This window comes from Pseudoalteromonas sp. CNAT2-18.1 (assembly GCF_022347865.1).
GTDB classification, from domain to species: Bacteria; Pseudomonadota; Gammaproteobacteria; order Enterobacterales; family Alteromonadaceae; genus Pseudoalteromonas; species Pseudoalteromonas ruthenica.
On the sequence record NZ_JAKRFR010000010.1, the window covers coordinates 39834 to 61896 of the forward strand.

The 22063-nt window shown below is 47.5% G+C and carries 15 protein-coding genes and 1 pseudogene; 5 read left to right on the top strand and 11 right to left on the bottom strand.

All coding sequences use genetic code 11. From position 1 onward, the window contains the following. The first annotated feature begins 2 nt into the window (after window positions 1-2). Window positions 3-1412 (top strand): S41 family peptidase, encoded by a 1410-nt coding sequence (locus MHM94_RS17910; protein WP_235420125.1) that lies wholly within the window; start codon window positions 3-5, stop codon window positions 1410-1412. 262 nt (window positions 1413-1674) lie between these two features. Here the strand turns inward: MHM94_RS17910 and tesB are convergent, their stop codons facing one another. Beyond that, window positions 1675-2532, bottom strand: a complete 858-nt coding sequence (tesB, locus tag MHM94_RS17915) for an acyl-CoA thioesterase II (protein WP_022944321.1) — start codon at window positions 2530-2532, stop codon at window positions 1675-1677. An 84-nt stretch (window positions 2533-2616) separates the two neighbouring features. Here tesB and MHM94_RS17920 point away from each other — a divergent pair, with 84 nt between their 5' ends. Beyond that, entirely contained in the window at window positions 2617-3078 is a 462-nt protein-coding gene (locus MHM94_RS17920; RefSeq protein ID WP_235420123.1) for an EVE domain-containing protein, read from the top strand. Window positions 3079-3091: 13 nt separating this feature from the next. On the opposite strand, the gene MHM94_RS17925 is transcribed toward MHM94_RS17920, so the two are convergent. The 6 genes from MHM94_RS17925 to MHM94_RS17950 all read right to left on the bottom strand — a co-directional run bounded on the left by MHM94_RS17925 (window position 3092) and on the right by MHM94_RS17950 (window position 8587). Beyond that, complete coding sequence (locus MHM94_RS17925; protein WP_235420121.1) at window positions 3092-3880, bottom strand: TIGR00266 family protein; 789 nt, start codon at window positions 3878-3880, stop codon at window positions 3092-3094. A gap of 79 nt (window positions 3881-3959) precedes the next feature. Beyond that, window positions 3960-4619, bottom strand: coding sequence for a CoA transferase subunit B (locus MHM94_RS17930; RefSeq protein ID WP_235420120.1), 660 nt, complete (start codon window positions 4617-4619; stop codon window positions 3960-3962). A 4-nt stretch (window positions 4620-4623) separates the two neighbouring features. Then, complete coding sequence (locus MHM94_RS17935) at window positions 4624-5322, bottom strand: CoA transferase subunit A (protein WP_022944325.1); 699 nt, start codon at window positions 5320-5322, stop codon at window positions 4624-4626. 8 nt (window positions 5323-5330) lie between these two features. After that, window positions 5331-6089 (bottom strand): 3-hydroxybutyrate dehydrogenase, encoded by a 759-nt coding sequence (locus tag MHM94_RS17940; RefSeq protein WP_235420119.1) that lies wholly within the window; start codon window positions 6087-6089, stop codon window positions 5331-5333. 2 nt (window positions 6090-6091) lie between these two features. Then, a complete protein-coding gene (locus MHM94_RS17945) occupies window positions 6092-7270 on the bottom strand; it encodes a homoserine O-acetyltransferase (RefSeq protein WP_235420118.1) in 1179 nt (392 codons plus the stop codon). A gap of 12 nt (window positions 7271-7282) precedes the next feature. Next, window positions 7283-8587 (bottom strand): SLC13 family permease, encoded by a 1305-nt coding sequence (locus MHM94_RS17950; protein WP_235420117.1) that lies wholly within the window; start codon window positions 8585-8587, stop codon window positions 7283-7285. A gap of 285 nt (window positions 8588-8872) precedes the next feature. Here MHM94_RS17950 and MHM94_RS17955 point away from each other — a divergent pair, with 285 nt between their 5' ends. Both MHM94_RS17955 and MHM94_RS17960 read left to right on the top strand, forming a co-directional pair. Next, entirely contained in the window at window positions 8873-11152 is a 2280-nt protein-coding gene (locus MHM94_RS17955) for a TonB-dependent receptor (RefSeq protein ID WP_235420116.1), read from the top strand. A 130-nt stretch (window positions 11153-11282) separates the two neighbouring features. Further along, window positions 11283-11939: a response regulator transcription factor gene (locus tag MHM94_RS17960; RefSeq protein ID WP_235420115.1), complete on the top strand. Its 657-nt coding sequence runs from the start codon at window positions 11283-11285 to the stop codon at window positions 11937-11939. 188 nt (window positions 11940-12127) lie between these two features. On the opposite strand, the gene MHM94_RS17965 is transcribed toward MHM94_RS17960, so the two are convergent. Further along, on the bottom strand, window positions 12128-15574 hold the full coding sequence (locus tag MHM94_RS17965) for a PAS domain-containing hybrid sensor histidine kinase/response regulator (protein ID WP_235420114.1): 3447 nt from the start codon (window positions 15572-15574) through the stop codon (window positions 12128-12130). Window positions 15575-15701: 127 nt separating this feature from the next. On the opposite strand from MHM94_RS17965, the gene MHM94_RS17970 reads away from it, so the two are divergent. Further along, a complete protein-coding gene (locus tag MHM94_RS17970) occupies window positions 15702-18665 on the top strand; it encodes a DUF3857 domain-containing transglutaminase family protein (protein ID WP_235420113.1) in 2964 nt (987 codons plus the stop codon). On the opposite strand, the gene MHM94_RS17975 is transcribed toward MHM94_RS17970, so the two are convergent. From MHM94_RS17975 to tuf, 3 genes and pseudogenes are all read right to left on the bottom strand, one after another. Continuing rightward, entirely contained in the window at window positions 18659-19270 is a 612-nt protein-coding gene (locus MHM94_RS17975) for a 1-acyl-sn-glycerol-3-phosphate acyltransferase (RefSeq protein WP_138548875.1), read from the bottom strand. The genes MHM94_RS17970 and MHM94_RS17975 overlap by 7 nt on opposite strands. A gap of 799 nt (window positions 19271-20069) precedes the next feature. Beyond that, window positions 20070-21155 carry a hypothetical protein gene (locus MHM94_RS17980; protein ID WP_235420112.1) on the bottom strand — a complete coding sequence of 362 codons (1086 nt, stop codon included), beginning with the start codon at window positions 21153-21155 and terminating at the stop codon, window positions 20070-20072. A 777-nt stretch (window positions 21156-21932) separates the two neighbouring features. Next, window positions 21933-22063: pseudogene (gene tuf, locus MHM94_RS17985) on the bottom strand (elongation factor Tu); the annotation flags it as partial.

The following is a 22063-nucleotide window of genomic DNA, read 5'->3' on the forward strand; positions in this document are numbered from 1 at the left end:
CTATGAAAAAGTTAGCATTTTTACTGTCATTTTTTCCATTGATATCTACCGCCAGTGACTATAGCTGTGAACAGGAATTTAATTGGCTAAAGAAAACTTTTGAGAACAACGATGCGGGCTTTCAGTATGCGCTATCTCAAAAAGGCGAAAGAAACTACCTCGAACATAATAAAGCATCTCTTAAGGCTATAAAAAATGCTGACGACATAAGTGACTGCCACCAAAGACTTCAACAATGGTTGTTATTTTTCCGTGAGGGTCATATAGGGCTCAGCCTCAATGTAAAAAAAGAGAATAACGCTTCGGTGCACAACTTTAATAAAACAGAGTTCCAACAGCATTTAAATAATAAAAGTAAAGAGGGTATAGAGGGCATATGGCGCTTGCCGAGCTATACAGTTGGACTAAAAAAAGAAGGCAGTGATTATAATGGCTATGTGATTGAGTCGACAAATCCAAAGTGGCAACCAGGCCAGCTGAAACTCATCCTCAATGAGGAGAATGATGGTACTTATAAAGCCACCTATTATATGGCTGACCATTCTATACGCCATGTAGATTCAGTAGACTTTATAGATCAAAACCATCTTAGCTTGGGAAATAATTGGCTAACCTTATCAAGACAGAACCCCAAAGAAGAGAGCAGAGCTGAAGTTCTTCAATATGTTCAACTTATGGAGTCTAAAACACCATTGGTTAAACAATTAAGTAAGGAAACAGCCTTACTTAGAATTCCATCATTTTCATATACCGATAAAAAACACATTGATACCGTCATTCGAGACAACCTAGAAACCATTCTAAGTACCGAAAATCTTATCATAGATATACGCGGCAACGGCGGTGGTAGTGATATCAGTTATGAAGAAATATTGCCTATCATCTACACCAACCCTATACGCAATGTAGGAGTTGAGTTCTTATCAACACCGCTGAATAATTCAAGAATGCTAAAGTTTATCGACGATGAGAATTTCAGTGACGACGATAAAAAATGGGCCAAAGAGGGTTACAAGACGCTGCAACAACGCTTAGGTCAATTTGTTAATTTGGATGCACAATCAGTTAGCGTAAAGAAATTAGAAAACGTTAATCCTTTACCAAAGAAGGTGGGTATTTTAATCGATGAGCGTAATGGCAGCACAGCAGAGCAGTTTTTACTTGCCGCAAAACAAAGCTATAAAGTGAAGCTATTAGGCGCTCCAACGCGTGGTGTTTTGGATATCTCTAATATGCACCAAGTCGATTCCCCAAGTAAGAATCTAACGCTGCACTACAGCCTTAGTAAAAGCCTGCGAATTCCAGAAATGACAATTGATGGTAAAGGCATTCAACCTGATTTCTATCTTGATTCAAGTATTCCTGCTTACCAATGGGTTTCTTACACGCGTAACATGTTAGAAGAGATGTGATCTTTCCCGTTTTGATTCGCGCTCAGGTAACTGCTCCTGCGTTACCCGAGTACCGCCGTCCTTGGCGCAAAGGCCAACCTATGGGTAACCTGTTCGAATAGATTGTCAGGCTAAAGCCTGACCTACAACGAGTGCCTCCGAAAAGAGGCCATCAATGTCGACGACCCGACAATCATTGTCAGGTTGAAGCCTGACCTACAGGCGCGCTGTGGGCTTTGAAGCGATTTATAACGCCGTGCTGATGAGCGCAGCAGTTTGATGCCTAGCGCTCGCGCATCACCCCTTCTTGAATGGTCGAGGCTACGAGTTCGCCGGCACGATTAAAGAACTGCCCACGCACAAGGCCGCGTCCGCCGCTGGCACTGGGGCTGTCGACGCTATACAGCATCCACTCGTCCATACGAAATGGGCGGTGGAACCACATGGCGTGATCGATGGTCGCCACTTGCATGCTCGGGTGCATAAATGATTTACCATGGGGCTGGAGCGCCGTAGGTAGAAACTCGAAGTCAGAAGCGTAGGCTAGCAGATAATTGTGAATACGCTGGTCATCTGGCATCTCGCCATTGGCTTTAAACCAAATGTGCTTCACTGGCTCAGAAACTTCTGGCTTAAAGGGGTTTTGGAAGTTCACCGGGCGCATTTCAATAGGCTTTTCACTGATAAATTTATTGCGGATTGGCTCGGGGATCTGATGAGCGTGCTCCTGATAAAATTCAAGTGCTGGGCGCAGCCCCTCAGGTGCTGGCACATCCGGCATGGCGCTTTGGTGTTCAAGCCCTTGAGATTCACCGGAGAATGACGCCGTCATGTAGAAAATGGGCTTACCATACTGAATAGCGCTGACGCGCCGCGTACTTAGACTTCGACCATCGCGAATATTTTCGACATCGTAAACAATGGGGCGAGAGGCATCGCCAGGGCGCAGAAAGTACGAGTGCAATGAGTGAACAACGCGCCCCTCTGGCAAAGTTTCCTTCGCAGCCGACAGCGCTTGGCCCATTACTTGGCCACCAAATACCGCTTTAAAGCCAAGGTCTTGGCTGGCACCGCGATAAAGACCGAGTTCGATTTCTTCTAACTTGAGTAAGGAAAGTAATTTATCTAATGCTTGGCTCATTGCGTCCTCATTACCACATTGCAGCTAATACAATGATAATACTATACAATGAACCTGATTACCTAGTTCAGCACAGGATAGAGCATGGCTTACTGGTTATTAAAAACAGAGCCCGACGCGTTTTCGCTGGCAGACTTACAAGCCGCCGAAAACGGCACTACAGTATGGGATGGGGTACGCAATTACCAAGCCCGTAATTTTATCCGCGATGGCATGCAAGTGGGTGACAAGGTCTTTATCTATCACTCTAGTTGCAAGGTGCCCGCGATTGTCGGTATCGGTGAAGTGACACGAGGTCCCTATGCAGACCCCACGCAGTTCGATGCCAGTAGTGATTATTATGACCCTGAGGCCACACCAGAGTCACCACGCTGGTTTAGTGTCGATGTGCAATACCGGCAAAGCTTTCAGCAGCCGATAACCTTAAAAGCAATTAAGGCAGACCCCGCTATCGCCGAGCTGGCTTTAAAAAAGTCGGGGCGTTTATCGGTCATGCCGGTGAGCGAACAAGAATGGCAATACCTGTGCGGCCTTGCCAAACCGTAATCCAGCTGAGCCCTTAGTCACCGTCAATAAGATCGCCAAGGCCACCTAAGATAGAGCCTTCACCTTGGCGCGAACCGCCCGCTCTCGGGGCATGCTCTAGCACGCGGTCGGCAAGTCGGGAGAATGGTAAGCTTTGCACCCACACCGTGCCATGGCCTCGCAGCGTGGCTAAAAATAGCCCCTCGCCGCCGAAGAACATTGACCTAAGTCCTTTCACGCGCTCAATATCAAAGTCGATATCGCCGCTAAAGCCGACTACACAACCGGTGTCTAAGCGCAGGGTTTCGCCATTTAGACGCTTCTCAATTACCGTGCCCCCGGCATGGGCAAAGGCCATACCATCACCTTTGAGGTGCTGTAAGATAAACCCTTCACCACCAAAAAAGCCTGCTCCTAGGCGGCGCTGAAAGGCGATATTCACCTCGGTGCCCATCGCCGCACACAGGAACGAATCCTTTTGCAAGTACACTTGCTCGCCTAGTTCGGCCATATTTAAAGGGATAATCGAGCCAGGGAAAGGCGCCGCGAAAGCCACACGTTTTTTGCCCTCTCCTTGGTTGGTAAAGTGGGTCATAAACAAGGACTCACCACTGATCATGCGCTTACCCGCACTGAACAGCTTACTCATAAAGCCCTGGTTTACCTGCGAACCATCGCCCATTTTCGCCTCGTAGCTGATCCCTTCTTCGAGGTAATTCATGGCGCCCGCTTCGGCGATAACTGTTTCACTGGGATCCAGTTCGACCTCCACCATTTGCATCGATTCGCCGATAATTTCGTAATCAATTTCATGACATTGCATTGCACTTTCTCCTTTGCATTAACTGCTTTAGCATGCCGCAAAATACCGCCTTATGCAGCCATGAAAATGTAAGTAAGTTTTACGCCAAGGCCATCTCTGGCACTTCATCGGGACAGACTAACTGACCTTGAGTTTTGGCTTTGATTTCTTCCACGCTCACACCCGGTGCGCGCTCTAGCAGATGAAAGGCTCCATCTTTTATTTCTAGTAGCGCTAAATCGGTGATCACCTTGTTTATACAACCTACACCGGTTAGGGGAAGCGCGCATTGCTTTAGCAATTTCGAGTCACCATGCTTGCTGGCATGGGTCATAGTACAAATAATGTTTTTAGCACCGGCAACTAAGTCCATGGCACCACCCATGCCCTTAACCAACTTCTTGGGGATCATCCAGCTAGCAATATTGCCATTTTGGTCCACTTCAAAGGCTCCGAGCACGGTTAAATCGACATGGCCACCTCGGATCATAGCAAAGCTTTCAGCGGAATTAAAAATAGCCGCGCCGGTGCGCGCAGTCACCGTTTCTTTACCCGCGTTTATCATATCGGCATCGACCGTCTCTTCTGTTGGGTACTCACCCATTCCCAGTAAGCCATTTTCCGATTGCAGCATCACATCAATGCCTTGTGGCACATAGTTGGCAACCAAGGTAGGAATACCTATGCCTAAGTTTACATAGTAGCCATCGCGTAATTCCTGAGCCACACGCTGCGCCATTTGTTCTCGCGTTAATGCCATGCTGTTATCCTCTTACCGTGCGTTTTTCAATGCGCTTTTCAAATTGCCCTTTGATCACCCGCTGCACATAAATACCTGGAGTGTGGATCTCACTGGGCTGCAGCTCACCCGGCTCAACAATTTCTTCCGCTTCAACCACGGTGATTTTACCTGCCGTTGCCGCCATAGGGTTGAAGTTCATCGCCGTATGGCGGTACACACAATTGCCATAGCGGTCTGCCTTCCATGCTTTAACAATGGCAAAATCACCGACAATACTCGGCTCCAGCACATAGTCACGGCCGTTAAATTGCTTAATCTCTTTACCTTCGGCCACCACAGTGCCCACCCCAGTGGCGGTGAAAAAGGCGGGAATGCCGGCGCCACCGGCGCGCATCTTCTCCGCTAGGGTGCCCTGCGGCGTTAATTCCACAGCCAATTCACCGCTGAGCAATTGCTGCTCGAACAGTGCATTCTCACCCACATAGGAGGCCACCATTTTTTTAATTTGTCGGTCTTCCAGCAAAATACCCAAGCCAAAACCATCAATGCCACAGTTATTGGAAACCACAGTGAGTCCAGTTGTGCCTCTTTCTTTAATTGCTTTTATCAGGCCCTCGGGAATCCCACATAAACCAAAACCACCGGCAATCACGGTCATGTCATTTTCTAACCCTGCCATTGCTTCTTGGTAGCTGCTTACAACTTTATTAAAACCTGCCATGTGCTCTCCTATTGCGCGGTCCAACCGCCATCAAGGGCGATGGCTTGAGCGGTGATATTGCGCGCCGCGTCGGCCATTAAAAAATCAACGGTATGGGCTATTTCATCTAAACCAATAAAGGCCTTTTTCGGCATCGGCGCGAGCATAATGGTATCGATCACTTGCTGCTCGGAAATGCCATGTTGCTTAGCTTGGCTAGCGATTTGCGCCTCCACCAGCGGTGTTTTCACATAGGCAGGACAAATGGTGTTGACGGTAATATCCACATCTCCTGTTTCCAATGCCAACACTTTGCCAAGGCCAATCAAACCATGCTTGGCAGCGACATACGCCGACTTATACTTGGACGCCACTTGAGCGTGAATAGAGCCAATATTAATGATGCGGCCAAAATTTTGTTCGCGCATTGCCGGCAACACCGCTTTGGTGAGCATCGCTGGGCCATTAAGCAACACATCTTGCAGGAGCTGCCATTTATCTAAAGGGTAATCCTCTAAGCGCTCCACATGCTGAATGCCCGCATTATTAATTAGCACATCAATTGCTGGCTGATTGGCGATAAAGTGCTCTAACGCTGGTAAGTCTGCCACATTCAAAGCAAGTCCTTGGGCTCGAATGCCCTGCTCTTTGAGTCGATTAGCCTCAGTCTTTGCGCGTTCACCGTCCAGGTCGGTAAGTAATATTTCATGCCCTTGGTTGCCAAGGTGTTCGGCTACGTAGCGACCAATGCCACTGGCCGCGCCGGTAATTAAAATTCGCTTATTCATGGTTACTCCGCTAAAAACTCGGCAATGACAGGCGCTTTTGTTTGAATCGAAAAAATACCGTCAAGGTGCCCCCAAATACCGTCTATTTCTTCTATTTTTACGTTTTTCCCTTGTGCTTTTAGCAGCTGCGCAAACGCCCGTACTGAGCCGGGGCGCAGCAGTAAGTCATTGCTCGCCGGCATCAATAAGATATCTGCTTTGATTTTCTGTGCAGCAGCGCTTAAGTCTTCTTGCATACCGGCACTGTAGAGCTGAGAGGCGCGAACTAAGTACAAGATATGGTTTGCATCTTGGGTCTGAGCGCGGGCAGCGGCACGTTGATGTAAGGTTTGGCTAATGGCCGGTAAAGTACGAATATCTTGCTTGGCACCTTCATCCTGCACTGTAAAATTAGGGAAGCTCGCTTGGTAAATTTTTGGATGCATGGCATCTTGGGTGATATTCAACATGGTGGCCGTCACCCCAGCCAGTGGGCGTTCTCCGTCGTAGTAATTGCCGTTGTTCCAATTGGCGTCAAGACGAATAGGCAATGCCCACTTCTCTAATGCAGGGACCGTCCAAGCATCCATTTTCGCAGCGCCAATGACATGCACCAACCGCTCGACCATATCGGGGTAGCGCACCGACCACTCTAAGGCTTGAAATGAGCCCATTGATGCACCTATAACGGCGTGTAATTTTTCGATCCCCAAGCTATCCAGCAGGCGCTTTTGTACTTCCACAAAATCGCCAATGGTTACCACCGGGAAGTCTAAACCATAGGGCTTTCCGGTTTTAGGGTTGATAGACGCCGGACCGGTGGTGATCACCTGTTCGTTATGCCAATTGGCGTTTACCAAGGTGTCAGAGCTAATCACATAATATTTGTTGGTATCAATGGCCTTGCCTGGGCCGATAATCGCATCCCAATACCCGGGCTGGGCATCATCAACACTGTATTTACCCGCAGCATGAGACGTCCCGGAGAAAAAGTGGGTGATCAGAATAACGTTGTCTTTGGCTTCGTTAAGGGTGCCATAGCTTTCCCAACCGACCTGCACCTCGGGCAGGGTCTCGCCCGATTCAGTGGTGTAGTTTGTAAAGGCAAAGCGCTGCTTTTCCACTAGCATAGGGTCGCTTTGCGCACTCGCCCAATGGCTCGCAATAATTAAAACAACGCCAATGACTTTTAGCATGGACATGGTGTTCACTCCTTAAAACAAGATAAATAAGGCCAGCGCTAGCGCCACGCCAATTAATGGGATCACCGCTGTCAGTGCCGCCATTGACCAGTACGCGCGTTGATGGGTTTCTTTACAAATTGCGCGGATGGTGGTGACCACATAGCCATTATGCGGCAGGGTATCGAGCGCCCCTGAACTGATTGCCACCACCCGGTGTAATTGTTCAGGATTGACGCCAGCATCAAGGTAATGAGGAGCGACTAAAGGTAAGGCGATGGCCTGCCCACCGGAGGCTGAACCGGTCAGCCCAGCAATAACGCTTACTGCCACAGCTGCACCTAATAACTCATTACCTGGCATATTAGTCATGACTTCGACCGCCAATTGGAAGGCCTCGGTGTTTTTCGCCACCGCACCAAAACCAACCACGGCACTGGTATTACCGATAGCCACCAGCGCGCCGGTCGTGCCTAAGTTGATAGCACCACTGAGATTGTGAAAGTGTTTAAAGTTGATAATCAGCAGTGCGAGTACACCGCCGAGTAATGCCACTATCAAAGCACTTTGCTGTAGGACATCGTGCAAGCTAAAAGACAGCGCGAGCACCACTAGCAAGGGAATAACACCGGTAATGGGGTGCGGATAGTCACGCTCTGGTATTTCCGGGTCATCATCACGACTTTCAAAGCGCTCGCCATTATTTACCGCTTTGGTGATCATCCGTTTCAGCCACCAGTAGCCAGTAATGGCCATAAACACGGCAATCACTAAACTGACTTCCCATGCGGCGTAGGGTGAGGTGCCGAGGTACTTAATGGGGATCCAGTTTTGGATCTCTGGTGAACCCGCCGAGGTCATGGTAAAGGTCACCGAGCCAAACGCGAGCGTAGCGGGAATAAAGCGTCGTGGTAAGTCGGCATCTTTAAACAAGCTAAGAGCCATTGGATAAACCGAAAAGGCGACGATAAATACACTGACGCCGCCGTAGGTTAATACCGCACAGGCAATAACCACGGCCAAGACCGCGTGCTTCATACCCAGTTTATTCACTATGGCACGGGCAACGCTGTCGGCGGCACCGCTGTCTTCCATAAACTTACCGAATAACGAACCCAATAAGAACATGAAAAACCAGGCGCTTAAAAACCCTGCGAAGCCACCCATGTAGGTGCTGACAAAATCCAGCTCAACACTACTGCTTGGAAACAACGCCATATTGCCACTTAGAGCAACAAGCAGCGCACACAAAGGCGCGGCGATAAACAAGTTCATGCCACGCAAAGTCAGAATTATAAGTAAAACTAAGCCACCGATTAGGCCAACCATACTGAGCATAAATGCGCTCCTTCGTTATTATTTTTCTATTAACTGCATCCAGCATAGCACCTAGATGTGTTAACAAAGCTAGTCCCAGTCTGGCTAGAGTGTGCCATAAAATACATAGTACTAAGGTTATAGAAAGACGCCAGGCCTTGATCTATAAGGCCTAGAAACGCATTAGTACTAAGGTACTAACCCCAAGGAGATGTTTTTCCCCTACATTCACAGTTAATTGACATTTTGCCAACAACCCATAGGGTGAGCACAGCCACCCATAACGACAACAACAGGGGACACAGGATGAACACACTAACTTTAAGGCATTCAAGCATCGCCTTAGCCATTAGTACCGCACTCACAAGCACCGCAGCACTGGCTGGCGGTGGTGGCGAAAAAGCGGAGTTGGAACGCATTGAGGTGACTGCGCGTAAATCGGTGGAAAACTTACAAGAGGTGCCGGTGGCGGTTACCTCCATCGGTGAGACCGAGTTATTAGAAAACGGCATTTCGGTAATGACAGAAGTGCAACAATTCTCACCCAATACCACCTTACAAGCGAGTCGCGGCACTAACTCAACGATTACCGCATTTATTCGTGGCGTCGGCCAGCAAGACCCGCTGTGGGGTTATGAACCTGGGGTCGGTATTTATATCGATGATGTGTACGTGGCCCGCCCACAAGGTGCCGTTTTAGATCTCCTTGATGTACAACAAATTGAAGTATTACGCGGCCCCCAAGGCACACTTTACGGTAAAAATACCATTGGCGGAGCGATAAAATACGTTACCAAAGAAATGACTGGCGATATGACCTTTGATGTTGAAGGTACGGTAGGCAGCTATAATCAGCGCGACTTGAAGATCACCGGGCAACTGCCTTTAGTGGATGACACGCTTTATCTAGGCTATGGCTTTGCCACCTTAAACCGCGATGGTTTCGGGGAGTTCTTAACCTCAGCGCAGCCCGACCAAGACCGTGAGAACTACAATAAAGACCTAACCGCAGCTCGGGTGACCTTAGAGTACCGCCCTAGCGACGATTTGTTCTTCCGCCTCGCTTGGGATAAAACCGACGATGAGTCGAACTCCAAAGGGGGCTACCGCTTACTGCCAAGCCTGCTCACCGATGCTCCAGTGCCAGATAGCGTTTATGATTCTTACACCAGCTTACCAACATGGAATAAGGTTGAATTAGAAGGTTACAGCCTTACCGCACGCTGGTATCTCAATAACAGCACTTCATTAAAGTACATTGGTGCGCAGCGCGATAGCTACTCGCCGACCAATATCGACTTTGATAATACCTCAGTGCGCATTTTTGACGTGCCGGCCATCTATGATGACGAGCAAACTACCCATGAATTGCAGCTCAATCACGAGGGCGACAATTACAAGCTTGTTTCCGGTCTCTATTACTTCGATGGTGAGTCTTGCGGGCAATTCCAGGCCATTTTGGAAGTACTCGGACAAAGCTTAGGAGCACCGGGGCTCACTCGTGAGGTGAGTGGTTGCAACAACTCCACCAGCAAAGCAGCTTATATTCAAGGCAGTGTGGATTTAAGTGAACAGTGGTCAATGACCCTCGGAGCGCGCTACACCCGCGACAGTAAAGAAGCCATTGTTAACAACGGCCTGGTGTTTGACACTGTGTACCCTGAGTCTGGCTGGATCCCAGGCTATGTGCGCCCAGAAGGTCAGTTGGTGCCGACAGTGCTCGATGATGACAAAGATTGGTCACGGTTTACTCCCCGGGTAGGCGTAGAGTATCAATACAATAACGATATTATGTTCTTTGCCAGCTATGCGCAGGGCTTTAAATCGGGCACCTTTAACCCTCGTGCCAGCACCGCCGAGCCAGCCGCCAACCCGGAGATTGTTGACTCCTTTGAGCTCGGTATGAAAAGCGAATGGAACAATAACCTGCGTGCCAATGTCACCTTATTCACCTTAGATCATGAAGATCGTCAATACATTTCGGTACTCCCAGGAGACACCTCTGCCGATTTAAATCAGCGCTTAGGAAATATTGGTAAATCGTCTGCAAACGGTGTGGAGCTCGAGCTTAACTATGTAGCCACCGATGCACTGAGTTTTGATGCCTCACTGGGCTATATTGATGCTGACTTTGAAGAAGTACTCGACACGGACCCAGAGACTGGTGAAGTGTTTGATAAGTCAGACCGCTTTAGTATTTCTAACACCCCAGACTTAACCTTTAATTTAGGCGCGACTTACCGCCTTTACAGCGAACATGGCGACTGGGTCATAAACGGTAACTATTACCATCGTGGTGATTACGTGCTGTTCGAAGAAGACAGTCTGCTAAGCCAAGACAGCTATGGCTTGCTCAATCTAAGCGTTAACTGGTATAGCCCAGACGGCCAGTGGCGAGTGGGTCTGCATGCAAAGAACTTAACTGACGAAGAGTACATGATTGGCGGCTATCAATTTGTTACGCCTGATCCCACTGACCCCAGTGATGTGAGTAAATACACGCCAGGCTTAGGCGGTGATAATACATTGATCGGTTACTATGGTGACCCTCGCACTGTATCGTTAACCGTTGGCTATCGCTTCTAATGTTCAGCTAGTATAGGTGGCCGGCCTTCCCCCGGTCATATGGCCACCTTTTTATTCTTAGTCACTCACCGTATGCTCTTGCTGCGGAAGGAAAAATCCCCTATAACGAGGAACACGGAGTTTATATAGGATGTCCAGTGTGCAAGCAATTATTGCCGATGACCACCCGTTATTTCGCAGCGCCTTAAAGCAAGCCGCAGCGCAAGCCATGGCTGATGAGCCTATTTTAGAGGCCAGCGACCTTGATGCACTGTTTAGCGCTTTAACAGAGCACCCGGAAATAGAACTGGTGTTTCTGGATTTAACGATTCCCGGAGCCCAGGGGCTGGAGGGTCTTGCCCGGCTGCGTAATCAATACCCAGATATTTTGGTGATTATGGTTTCTGCCAACGAGCAAGCACAGATTATTGAACAAGCCATGGCAATTGGTGCCAGTGCTTATATTCCCAAGTCGTCGTCTTTGGATGTCATCAGTGAAGCTATTGCCCAAGTAATTGAGGGGGAAAACTGGCTGCCACCACAAGCCGATGTTTGCACCGAAAGTAATACCGAACAAGCCCAGTTTGCTCGTAACTTAGAGAAGCTAACCCCGCAACAATATCGAGTATTGAGTATGATTGCCGATGGCATGCTGAATAAACAAATCGCCTATGCGATGTCGATTCAAGAAACCACCATCAAGCAACATGTCTCAGCAATCCTAAAAAAACTTAATGTGTACAACCGCACTCAAGCGGGTATCTTATTTAAGCAAATGGCCACTGTGGCAGATAATATGGAGAACTAATCATAGTGTAATCGTCAGCTTCCATACTCTTTAAGCTGACGCACAGTTTCTTTAGTCATAATCTAAATGCGAGCTAATAAAGCGTAAAAAAAATGACGCGAAATTATCCTCTATAGCCATATCAAAACCCATTAGACCCCCTTTTCCAATACAACCTTAACTCCCGTTGAAGATACGCTATGCAAAAGCTATTTCGGCTTTAAACGTTTCAGCATCCGTTTAAGCGCGGGCGTTTTCAGTGGTTTGTAGAGCAGTGGATAACCGCAATCGCTCACTTGCTCACGAATATTCTCATCGTGATTAGCGGTGTTAATCACAATAGCCATAGTCGTTAAATTCAGCGCACTGATCACCTCTAAGCCGGTGACACCATCGTCAAGTTGATAGTCAGCAATTAAAATATCGGCTTCGCTATGAGCTTGCACATCACGCAGCTGCGCTTGATTACGCGCCACTTGTACTTTGCAGCCCCAGTTCTCTAGCACTTGCGAGAGCGCACTGAGTACATTGTCATCATTATCTAATAGCCAAATACGCAGCCCTTCAAGCTGGTTATCGACATGCCGCGTCTCCACCGGGGAGGAGGTCTCTAAGCCAGTCAGCTCAAAACAAGGTAAGGTAAGAGTAAATTGCGTGCCCTTACCAAGTTGCGAGCCGAGTGTGAGGTTAATGGCTAATACCGAGCAAATGCGCTTACTAATAGCAAGGCCCAAGCCTAACCCCTGCGCCTGCTCTTTGCCTTGCAGTTGTTTAAATTCCTCAAAAATAAGTTCTTGATCTTGCTGAGCAATACCGGAGCCAGTATCTTCCACCATAATCGACAGCTGGCCTTGATGACTTTCGCACAGTAACCGTATTTCACCCTGCTCAGTGTAACGAATGGCATTGCTAAGCAAATTGCCCAATACCCGTTTAAGCAAGGCTTTATCAGTCTTGAGCATTACTTCAGCGCCTTGCATTTGAAAGGCGAGCCCTTTGTCTCGGGCTAGAGCACCGTATTCATTGGCCAAAGGTTGCAGCAAGCTCGAAAGAGAGAAATCACTACTATTAACCTTAAAAGAGCCGGACTCTAGCTTGGTTAGCTGCAATATGCTTGATAACAGGTCTTCCGCACTTGCCAATGAGCTGCGTATATTATTGGCTAGCTCGCTCAGCTCTGTATTGCTGGCTTTTTCACTCATCAACGAGCAGAACAAACTTGCGGCATTGAACGGTTGCAGCAAGTCATGGCTGGCGGCAGCAAAGAAACGCGTTTTGCTCTCGGTGGCTTGCTCGGCCTCGCGTTTTGCCTCTGCTAGGGCATGATTAGTCGCCACCAGTTGCTGGGTGCGCGCTGCAATTTTTTCTTCTAGATTTAAGTTGGCTTGCTCAAGCTCACGCTGCTGGTTTATAAAATCGGTAATATCGGTGTACGTGGTCACAAAGCCGCCACCGGGTAATGGGTTACCCTGCATTTCAAATACCCGTCCATCATTGTGCTGACGTCGATACTTGTAGGCGCTGCCGCGACGCAAGTGGGCTATGCGCTTCTCAACCTCAGTATCAATATCTTGATAGGCGAATAGTCCACGCTCGGCATTAAAACGGATCAACTCTGCAACCGGGCGACCAACGACCAGTGAGTCGTCAGGATACGAAAACATACTTTGATAACCTTGGTTCCATGCAACCAACTTAAGGTCACTATCAACCACACTGATCCCCTGCTCGATGTTTTCGATAGTCGCTTGCAGTAAATCACGGTTAAATCGCAGTACTTGGGAGGCTTCGTCAACGAAATCGGCGACTTGCTCAAAAGGCTGACGTTTCTCATCCTTGGCCACATCGAGTATAAGCCGTGCTGATGCGCCTCCAACTAACGCCGACATCTCGCGTTCAACTCGTTGCTCAATATGTTCTGGGGCTTGTTCTTTCCAGCGACTGGAGCTTGCAGGGAAATAATGGCTTACCAGTGCTTTAGCTCGTTCTGGCTCACTAAAGCGCTGCAACAGCAGCGCCAAGTCTTGATAACTTAGGGCAATATGCCCGCTACGCTGTGGGCTTGCTGTGATGATAAATTTATTACTTTGTAAGCGCTCGGCAAGCTGCGCTGAACTCAGTAAAGGCACACTAATGTATACCAGCGTATTCACCCCAAGAGATAACAATACCGCCTGGCTAAGCTCATCGAGCCCCAATGCAAATAAATCTCGCGGCGCCAACCACTCTATGCCCCAGGGCCCAGTTGATAGCCACAATGCCTCGCCAAACAATGCGGCGTACAAATTGGGTAACAGCAAGGTGTAAAACCAAATTGCAAAACCCGCGATAATCCCCCACTGCGCTCCACGACATGACGCTTTAGACCACCACAAGCCGATAATCATCGCTGGCGCAAACTGCGCAACGAGCGTGAATGACATCAGGCCCATATTGGCTAGAGTATTGCCCTCCGCCAATACTCGGTGACTGGCGTAGCTTAGTAACAACACCGCGACAATCACGGCCCGCCGTGCTTGCAGTAGCTTAAACTTCGAGAGACCGCGATGAGATGAACTTAGTTGTGAGCGCCGTAATAAGAATTGGTTGATGAAGTCGTTGGTGATCATAATCGACAAAACAATGGTAGAGACAATCACCATACTGGTCGCAGCAGAAAACCCACCTAGAAAGGCCAGCAATGAGAAACTTGGCGACTGCACTGCAATAGGCAGTGCTAACACAAAGGTGTCATAGCCCACACTCTGATCTTGAAAATAAACTAAGCCAGCGTAGGCGATGGGCAGAATAAACAGATTAATCAACAACAAATAAATCGGAAATAACCAGCGAGCAGTAACGAGTTGATGTTCGTTGTCGTGCTCAATAAAGGCGGTATGAAACTGACGAGGTAAGCACAGGGTTGCTAAAAAACCCAGACCTACATGTACCCAATACACGTAGGTAGGGCTTGCTGTCGCTGCAACCTGGGCTGAAATGTTTTGCTGCTGAGCGGCCGAATACAGGGCGTGTGGAGAATCGAAAATCTCAAAACAAATAAACAGCCCCACTCCTAAAAAAGCCAACAGTTTAACCACCGACTCAAAAGCAATAGAAGCCATCAACCCGGGGTTATGCTCACTGGGACGTACCCGGCGAGCACCGAATAAGATGGCAAAAAGCGCCAACAAGGCGGTAATGAAGAAGGTGCTATCTTGCCAAAAATAACCACCTTGTATCGGCCTATCGGTGAGCATAGCGATACTGGCACTGGTTGCGTTAAGTTGCAGCGCAATATAAGGCACGATGGCTATTACCGAGATCAATGACACTAACCCGGAGAGCTGCGACGACTGACCATAACGGGTGGCAAGAAAATCGGCCAAGGAAGTCAGCTGTTGCTGCCGACAAACATGAGCAATACGGCGGTAGATGGCCCAACCAAAGGTGAACAACAAAATGGTGCCGGCGTAGGTCGGTGCTAACCACCAACCATTGTTAGCGGCCTGAGCAGTGGTGCCATAAAAAGCCCAAGAGGTACAATACACCCCCAACGAAAGGCCATAAATCCAACCACTCGAGTGATTCGTTGTGTGCTTATCGGCATACCAAGCAACAGCAAAAAGCACGCCTAGGTACGCCAAAGCAATCAGGCTAATAACACCAATCGAAAACATCAGAGATCATTTTTTATTATTTTCTGATAGCATAACGATATCTGCTTATAAAAACATCACTGACTTTAGTGCTACCCCTGCAGGCTACCCACCTAGCATCATGGATGTATGCAACTGAGAAATTATAATGATAAGAATACTGCTTTTATGTTGGCTATTAGCCTGCACCCTTACCCCTAATACGGCCTTAGCCAACTATCAGATAACGCCTGCAGCTGATTGGGTTGCACCAACTAAACTGCCCCCTTTGGTTGCAGAAACAATTCCCACAGAGCAACTCTCTGATGGCACTTACTATCGCCTGTTGGAAGATCAGATTCAGATTCCAAGCGATAACCCCGATGCCGTCAGCCACTACATCCGCTATGTTATGCACGCCACCAACCAAAGCGGTGTCGAGAACATCTCTCAGCTGAACTTGGATTATGATCCCAGCTACCAGCGCATTGAGCTGAACCACCTTCGAGTGATACGCGATGGGCAAGTAATAGATAAAATCCCTACAGCTCAATTAAAAGTGTTGCAGCGAGAAACTGAAGCGGAGCAACTAATTTATGATGGTACGCAAACACTGAATATTATTGTTGATGATGTGCGTCCAGGTGACTCTTTGGATTATGCTTTCACGCGCATTGGTCGTAATCCTATCTACCAAGGCCGCTTTAGCTATTCAGCGCAATTAGACTGGAGTGTGCCGGTCGCCGAGCAATATATCCGTATCGATTGGCAAAAACCACAACCATTACATATTCAACAAAACAATGGCGATGCCCAGATAAACGTAACAGATACGGCGAACGGCAAAGAGTATAGTCTGTATATCACTTCCCCAGACATGCAGCGCTATGACTCGCAAACACCGTTATGGCACGACCCTTATCATATGGTATTTTTTAGCGAGTTTAATCGTTGGCAAGAGGTCGTAGACTGGGCGTTGCCAATGTATCAGCAGGCGCTCTCCACAGGCGATGATATCACTGCCATTGCTGAACAAATACGCCAACAGCACCCTACTTTGCCAGCGCAGATTGGTGCAGCATTAAAGTATACACAAGATGAAATTCGCTATTTAGGCTTGGAAATGGGCAGCAACTCTCACCTGCCAACTCCTGCCCAAGAAACTCTGCAAAACCGCTATGGCGATTGCAAAGACAAAACCGTACTATTAATAAGTATACTGCGCGCACTGGGAGTGGAGTCTCACCCTGCGCTTGTAAACACGCAATTAGATAAAGGCTTAGCCGAGACATCCCCCTCATCGGCACGCTTCAACCACGTTTTGGTTACGCTGGAGCACGATGACGAGCGCTACTGGCTTGACCCGACCACCAGTTATCAAACTGGCTCACTGTTAGCATTGAGTGAGCCCGACTTTGGTTATGCGTTAATCGTCAAACCCTCGCAAAATACTCTCACCAGCATGCACAAACCGGTAGAGCGTATTCACCGTGACATCACCGAGCGCTACGAGCTTCCTAATACCAGCGAACCATTGGCACTATTCAGTGTGCAAAGCATATTCAGCGACGCCGATGCCATCAGTAAACGCCAAGAGCTGGCAACCACGGCATTGCAAACACTCCAAGAAAACTATACCAATTACTACCAAGACTACTTTGCTGGCACCCAGCACACCCGGCTACCGCAAGTTCGCGAGCACCCGCAAAAGGGCGCAATCGAAGTCACTGAATTTTATCAAATTGACGACTTTTGGAGTGATGAGGAGAATGGCCAGACAGCTTACTTTTACGCTGATGATATTCAAAATGCAATCTATCAACCCGATACTAAAACCCGTATCAGCCCGCTCTATCTGCAGCACCCTTATAACGTTAATTACACCATAGAGGTAAAGTTAAATGAGCGTGACTGGTACTTTAATAATAGTAAGAGCTCTATTGATAACCCTTATTTTTCATTGGCTTCGCAAGTGCGCTTTAGCTCAAATACACTGACTCTTACATATCAGTTCCGCAGCAAAACAGACCATGTGCCAGTTGCAGAAATGCAGGCCTACCTTGACGCACGAGAGCAACTTCTCGATGCCACCCAATATGGTATCCGCCAAGCTTACAGCCATGTAAATGAAGCCGAGCAGGATAATTTCCTATTACTCGGCTACGCCGTTATAGGCTATTGCATTCTTGCTTTAGTTGTTATCACCGCCTTTGTTACCCTGTGGCGCGTTGAAGCAGGCAAGCGACCGACATTCTCCGAACAACGTTACTACCCTGTTTCGACTGTGAAATTTTGCCTTTACTCGCTGCTCACTTTTAATATCTTTCCTTTTTACTGGTGTTACAAAAACTGGCAATACATTAAGCAGCAGCATAATGAAGCGATGATGCCAATAGCCCGGGGGTTCTTCGCTTGGCTTTGGTACTACCCTCTGTATTTACGTTTTTATCAAGAGGGTAAAGAGCTGGGGACGCAGCAATATCTCCCACCAAAGTGGCTGGCGGCACTCTTTGCGATATTAGTGGTGGTACTGCATATCGCGACATCGTTAGATTTTTACGGCACGGTGTTCTATTTAGTGTGGCCGCTGCTGTGGTTACCCTTGGTAAATTACACGGCGCACATAAATCAGCGTAACGATTCATTGCCTTACTATAGTCGCTGGCGGGTGCGGCAAGTTTTACTTGCTGTGGTACTGCTGCCCATACTCACCTTAGGTCTGGCCCAAGATATTGGTCTCACCGCCAATGTGGCGGTAGTTTCAGGAGATAAAGTATGGCAGCACGATAAGCGCTTTATGCTGCGTCATGGAGTTCTCAATCAAAATGAGCAACTGCTTTATTTTTACTCAGATGCCGCTTGGAATATCCGTGATGATGGTAATGGCATTACCGAGCAAGGCGTATTCAGTTATTACCGTGATCAAGGGCAGCTGCAAGTAGAACGTGCGGACTTTGGTGATATTGTTAATGTGCATACCGAGTTTGCTAACCAAGATGACGGCTACACCACTATTGATATAGAGCGCGCTGATGGCAGTAGCTTTCGGTTAATACTCTCTAGCGAGGAGAAAGGAGACAATAAGTTTGTTCAGGCGCTAAAAACCCGTTGGCGACAACCTTTAGCTCAATAACGCGTCTTTCTGACTGCACCAGACACTTGTTGCGGGTACTTGCCCATAGCCGTTGAAAACTGCTGCTGTACTTGCACAAGTGTTTGTTCAATATCATCACTCACATAGATGGCCGGCATTATAACAAACTGCTTCTTGCTGTAGTCCAAAGCCATTGGCACCACAGGGACTTGCGCAGCGTTAGCGATATGAATAAAACCGGTTTTCCAATTCGGCATGTGCTTGCGTGTGCCCTCAGGGGCGAGCCCTAGAATCAATGCATCGGTCTCATCAAACAACGCCTTCACTTGCCCCACAACACCATTGGCTGCCCGCCTATCAACCGCTATCCCACCCCACTTATGTAGCAGTATGCTTAGCGGCCAAATAAAAATGCTGTGCTTACCCAAGAAGCGAATACGCACTTGCAAGTGCATTTTCACTGCAATCGCTATAATAAAATCCCAATTCGATGTATGCGGTGCAACCGCCGCCACAAACTTACTGTGCTCTGGAAACGCTCCAACAACCTGCCAACCAAACCAATTCAACACCTTGGTGCCGAGCCATTGACCAAAGCGACTGTGGGTACGAGGAATGCATGCGGGGATATTTATTTCATTCATAGCAAGAAATAACAGCCTAGTTATAATCTTAGACTGATGCTCAACGACTGTTTAGTCAACTTTTCTGTTAATGCTCCCTTGTAGGTTAGGCTTTAGCCTAACCATTTTGGGGAATTATTGACCGTGTACTAAGCCCCGGTCTCTGGGATGTGACCGTCTTTGGCGGTTGCAAGGCTAAAGCCTTGCCTACATCACCTATTTCAGTGGATTGAGTTTTGGCCTACCACATCAGTCCCTGTAGGTTGGGCTTTAGCCTAATCATGTATGAGAAATAGTTAAGCAGCACGGTTGTCTGCTAAACCCCGGCCTCTCGGATGTGACCGCCTTTGCCGGTTGCAAGGCTAAAGCCTTGCCTACATCATCTGTTTCAGTGGATTGGGTTTTGGCCTACCACATCAGTCCCTGTAGGTTGGGCTTTAGCCTAACCATGTATGAGAAATAGTTAAGCAGCACGGTTGTCTGCTAAACCCCAGCCTCTCGGCTGTGACCATCTTCGGCGGTTGCAAGGCTAAAGCCTTGCCTACAATACCGGTCCCTGTGGGTTGGGCTTTAGCCTAATCATTTTGGGGAGTTATTGATTGTGTACTAGGCCCCGATCTCTGGAATGAGACCATCTTCGGCGATCGCAAGGCTAAAGCCTTGCCTACAACAACATCTCCTGTGGGTCGGGCTTTAGTAGTTGTTTCGTTGAAGAGCTAGTATCTATAACCTTATTATCTCAATCTTCTAATTCAGCTGAGTCAAAAATAGACTCAACTTAAAGCAACAACAATAGCTTCACATTTGGAACAATGGGAGATTAAAAGGCATACACCCTTAAGGTATCATCTTTATAATCGTATGTAGCAATCTCGCGCTTTGCTGGATTGAGAGTGAATTGGACTTCTGAATTAGGCAATGTAGTTATTTCAACGGGTTGATCTTTAAGGTCATACAGCTTGAGACTCAGTTCATCGCCCCGACGTTCTTCCAAAAGGGCATACCGCCCACTTTTTGAAAAGTTATGGTGGCCCAGCCTGTTAACTAGTTCATCAGTTGTAGTTTGATACTTCGACTCAACACGCACATGGTTATCTTGCCACTGAATTTCATAGAGTTCTTTATTCGTTGCTAACCAAATTCTCTCAGACCACTTTCCGAAGGAAAGTTCTTCTTCAAACCGAAGGGGTTGATCAAGAAATTCATTCTTTTTGTAGTCCCAAAATTGAATCTCATTATCAACGTTGAATATGAGCACCCCATGCTCTTCATTGAGTATTTTATGGCTTTTAACTATGCCACTTACTTCAACCTTATTTATGAGTTCAGCATCACTAAGTGACCATACCTGCAGCTCTGACTTATCAAAAAGCCAAGTGGAAGAGTTACGCTGCATAGATACCACTTGATAACCCGTTGCAAAATCATCTCGCGGGTGAAAACCATATACACCAAGTGGTTCCGGCTCTTGCGCTAGCGCATTTATTTTCAGCAGTTGGTAGCCACTTGAAAGCATATAGTGACCAGAGGGACTGATATCTAGACCATAACTGCTCGGCAGCTCCGCTTCAGGGATAATAGTGAGCTCTCCTTGATTGGAGATTTTGTGTAGACTTCGATCCGCAAAGAAGTATAAAGCTTTATCGGCTACATTCACTCTACTTTCGTCTATTGCTTCTTCTATATTTAAGGTTTTCATATCACCAGCATTGGACAGCAGATAAACCTTATTGGCCAAGTTAGATGAAACAACGAGGAATTCTCCATTGGGCGTGTAGCTTAGATAGGAAATGCTAGCCCCCCCTGAGAAATCAAACTGTTGCTCATATTTTATTCTTAGCTTTGTTTCACTAGCATCTATAAAAAACGAAAAAAATAGCAGTACTATAAATAAATTTCTTATCATTTTTTCGCCACCACAAATCTATAATAATAAGTCATGAAGTCCGATAGAGTCAGGTGGCGTTTACGATTATAAGAGTGAAGGGGAACCTTACCACTTTCTGAGCCCCAAATAGCAACATGCAAGTTGCAACACAATATAAAGAAAGCATTTGGCCCGCAGAGACCCATTGCTAACAGGTCAATCTTGTATGGCTCTTTCAACCTATCTTCAACAGCTCTTTTTAGATTCAGCATACCCACCACATTTAAACTTACAAGGAGGTTTTCTGCGCCATAAAATAGGAAAACTGAATTGAGTCATGTAGAGGAGCGTTAGATTGGGTTAAAGTTGAAGTCAAACCTGTCATTTTAATTCCTTTTAAAAATGAGCCTAAATTTTAGGCAAGATTATTGAATACACAAATTAGTAATGCAATAGAAATATTAAGAGCTTAGTAATTGCAAATTTGGCTAAAAGGAGTTGGTGTATAGCGACGTCTCTCAGTCGCAAGGCTAAAGCCTTGCCTACAACCTCAGCCCCTGTGGATTCGGTTTTAACCACAACATCGACTCCTGTAGGTTGGGCTTTAGCCTAACCATGTAAGAGAAATAGTTAAGCAGCACGGTTGTCTGCTAAGCCCCGGACTCTGGAATATGACCGCCTTTGGCGGTTGCAAGGCTAAAGCCTTGCCCACAACATCGACCCCTGTGGGTTGGGCTTTAGCCTAACCTACAACAACACCCAAATTTCAGGCATAAAAAAAGGCCGCCTAAGCGACCTTTTTCTCGAGAGTAGCTATTACTCTACGATTGATGCTACAACACCAGCACCAACTGTACGGCCACCTTCACGGATTGCGAAGCGTAGACCTTCATCCATCGCGATTGGGCAGATTAGCTCTACTACCATCTTGATGTTGTCACCTGGCA

Bases quoted from the DNA above. Each gene is read 5' to 3' on its own strand.
- MHM94_RS17910 (WP_235420125.1), top strand. From the start codon at position 3: ATGAAAAAGTTAGCATTTTTACTGTCATTTTTTCCATTGATATCTACC.
- tesB (WP_022944321.1), bottom strand. From the start codon at position 2,532: ATGAGCCAAGCATTAGATAAATTACTTTCCTTACTCAAGTTAGAAGAA.
- MHM94_RS17920 (WP_235420123.1), top strand. From the start codon at position 2,617: ATGGCTTACTGGTTATTAAAAACAGAGCCCGACGCGTTTTCGCTGGCA.
- MHM94_RS17925 (WP_235420121.1), bottom strand. From the start codon at position 3,880: ATGCAATGTCATGAAATTGATTACGAAATTATCGGCGAATCGATGCAA.
- MHM94_RS17930 (WP_235420120.1), bottom strand. From the start codon at position 4,619: ATGGCATTAACGCGAGAACAAATGGCGCAGCGTGTGGCTCAGGAATTA.
- MHM94_RS17935 (WP_022944325.1), bottom strand. From the start codon at position 5,322: ATGGCAGGTTTTAATAAAGTTGTAAGCAGCTACCAAGAAGCAATGGCA.
- MHM94_RS17940 (WP_235420119.1), bottom strand. From the start codon at position 6,089: ATGAATAAGCGAATTTTAATTACCGGCGCGGCCAGTGGCATTGGTCGC.
- MHM94_RS17945 (WP_235420118.1), bottom strand. From the start codon at position 7,270: ATGTCCATGCTAAAAGTCATTGGCGTTGTTTTAATTATTGCGAGCCAT.
- MHM94_RS17950 (WP_235420117.1), bottom strand. From the start codon at position 8,587: ATGCTCAGTATGGTTGGCCTAATCGGTGGCTTAGTTTTACTTATAATT.
- MHM94_RS17955 (WP_235420116.1), top strand. From the start codon at position 8,873: ATGAACACACTAACTTTAAGGCATTCAAGCATCGCCTTAGCCATTAGT.
- MHM94_RS17960 (WP_235420115.1), top strand. From the start codon at position 11,283: ATGTCCAGTGTGCAAGCAATTATTGCCGATGACCACCCGTTATTTCGC.
- MHM94_RS17965 (WP_235420114.1), bottom strand. From the start codon at position 15,574: ATGTTTTCGATTGGTGTTATTAGCCTGATTGCTTTGGCGTACCTAGGC.
- MHM94_RS17970 (WP_235420113.1), top strand. From the start codon at position 15,702: ATGATAAGAATACTGCTTTTATGTTGGCTATTAGCCTGCACCCTTACC.
- MHM94_RS17975 (WP_138548875.1), bottom strand. From the start codon at position 19,270: ATGAATGAAATAAATATCCCCGCATGCATTCCTCGTACCCACAGTCGC.
- MHM94_RS17980 (WP_235420112.1), bottom strand. From the start codon at position 21,155: ATGATAAGAAATTTATTTATAGTACTGCTATTTTTTTCGTTTTTTATA.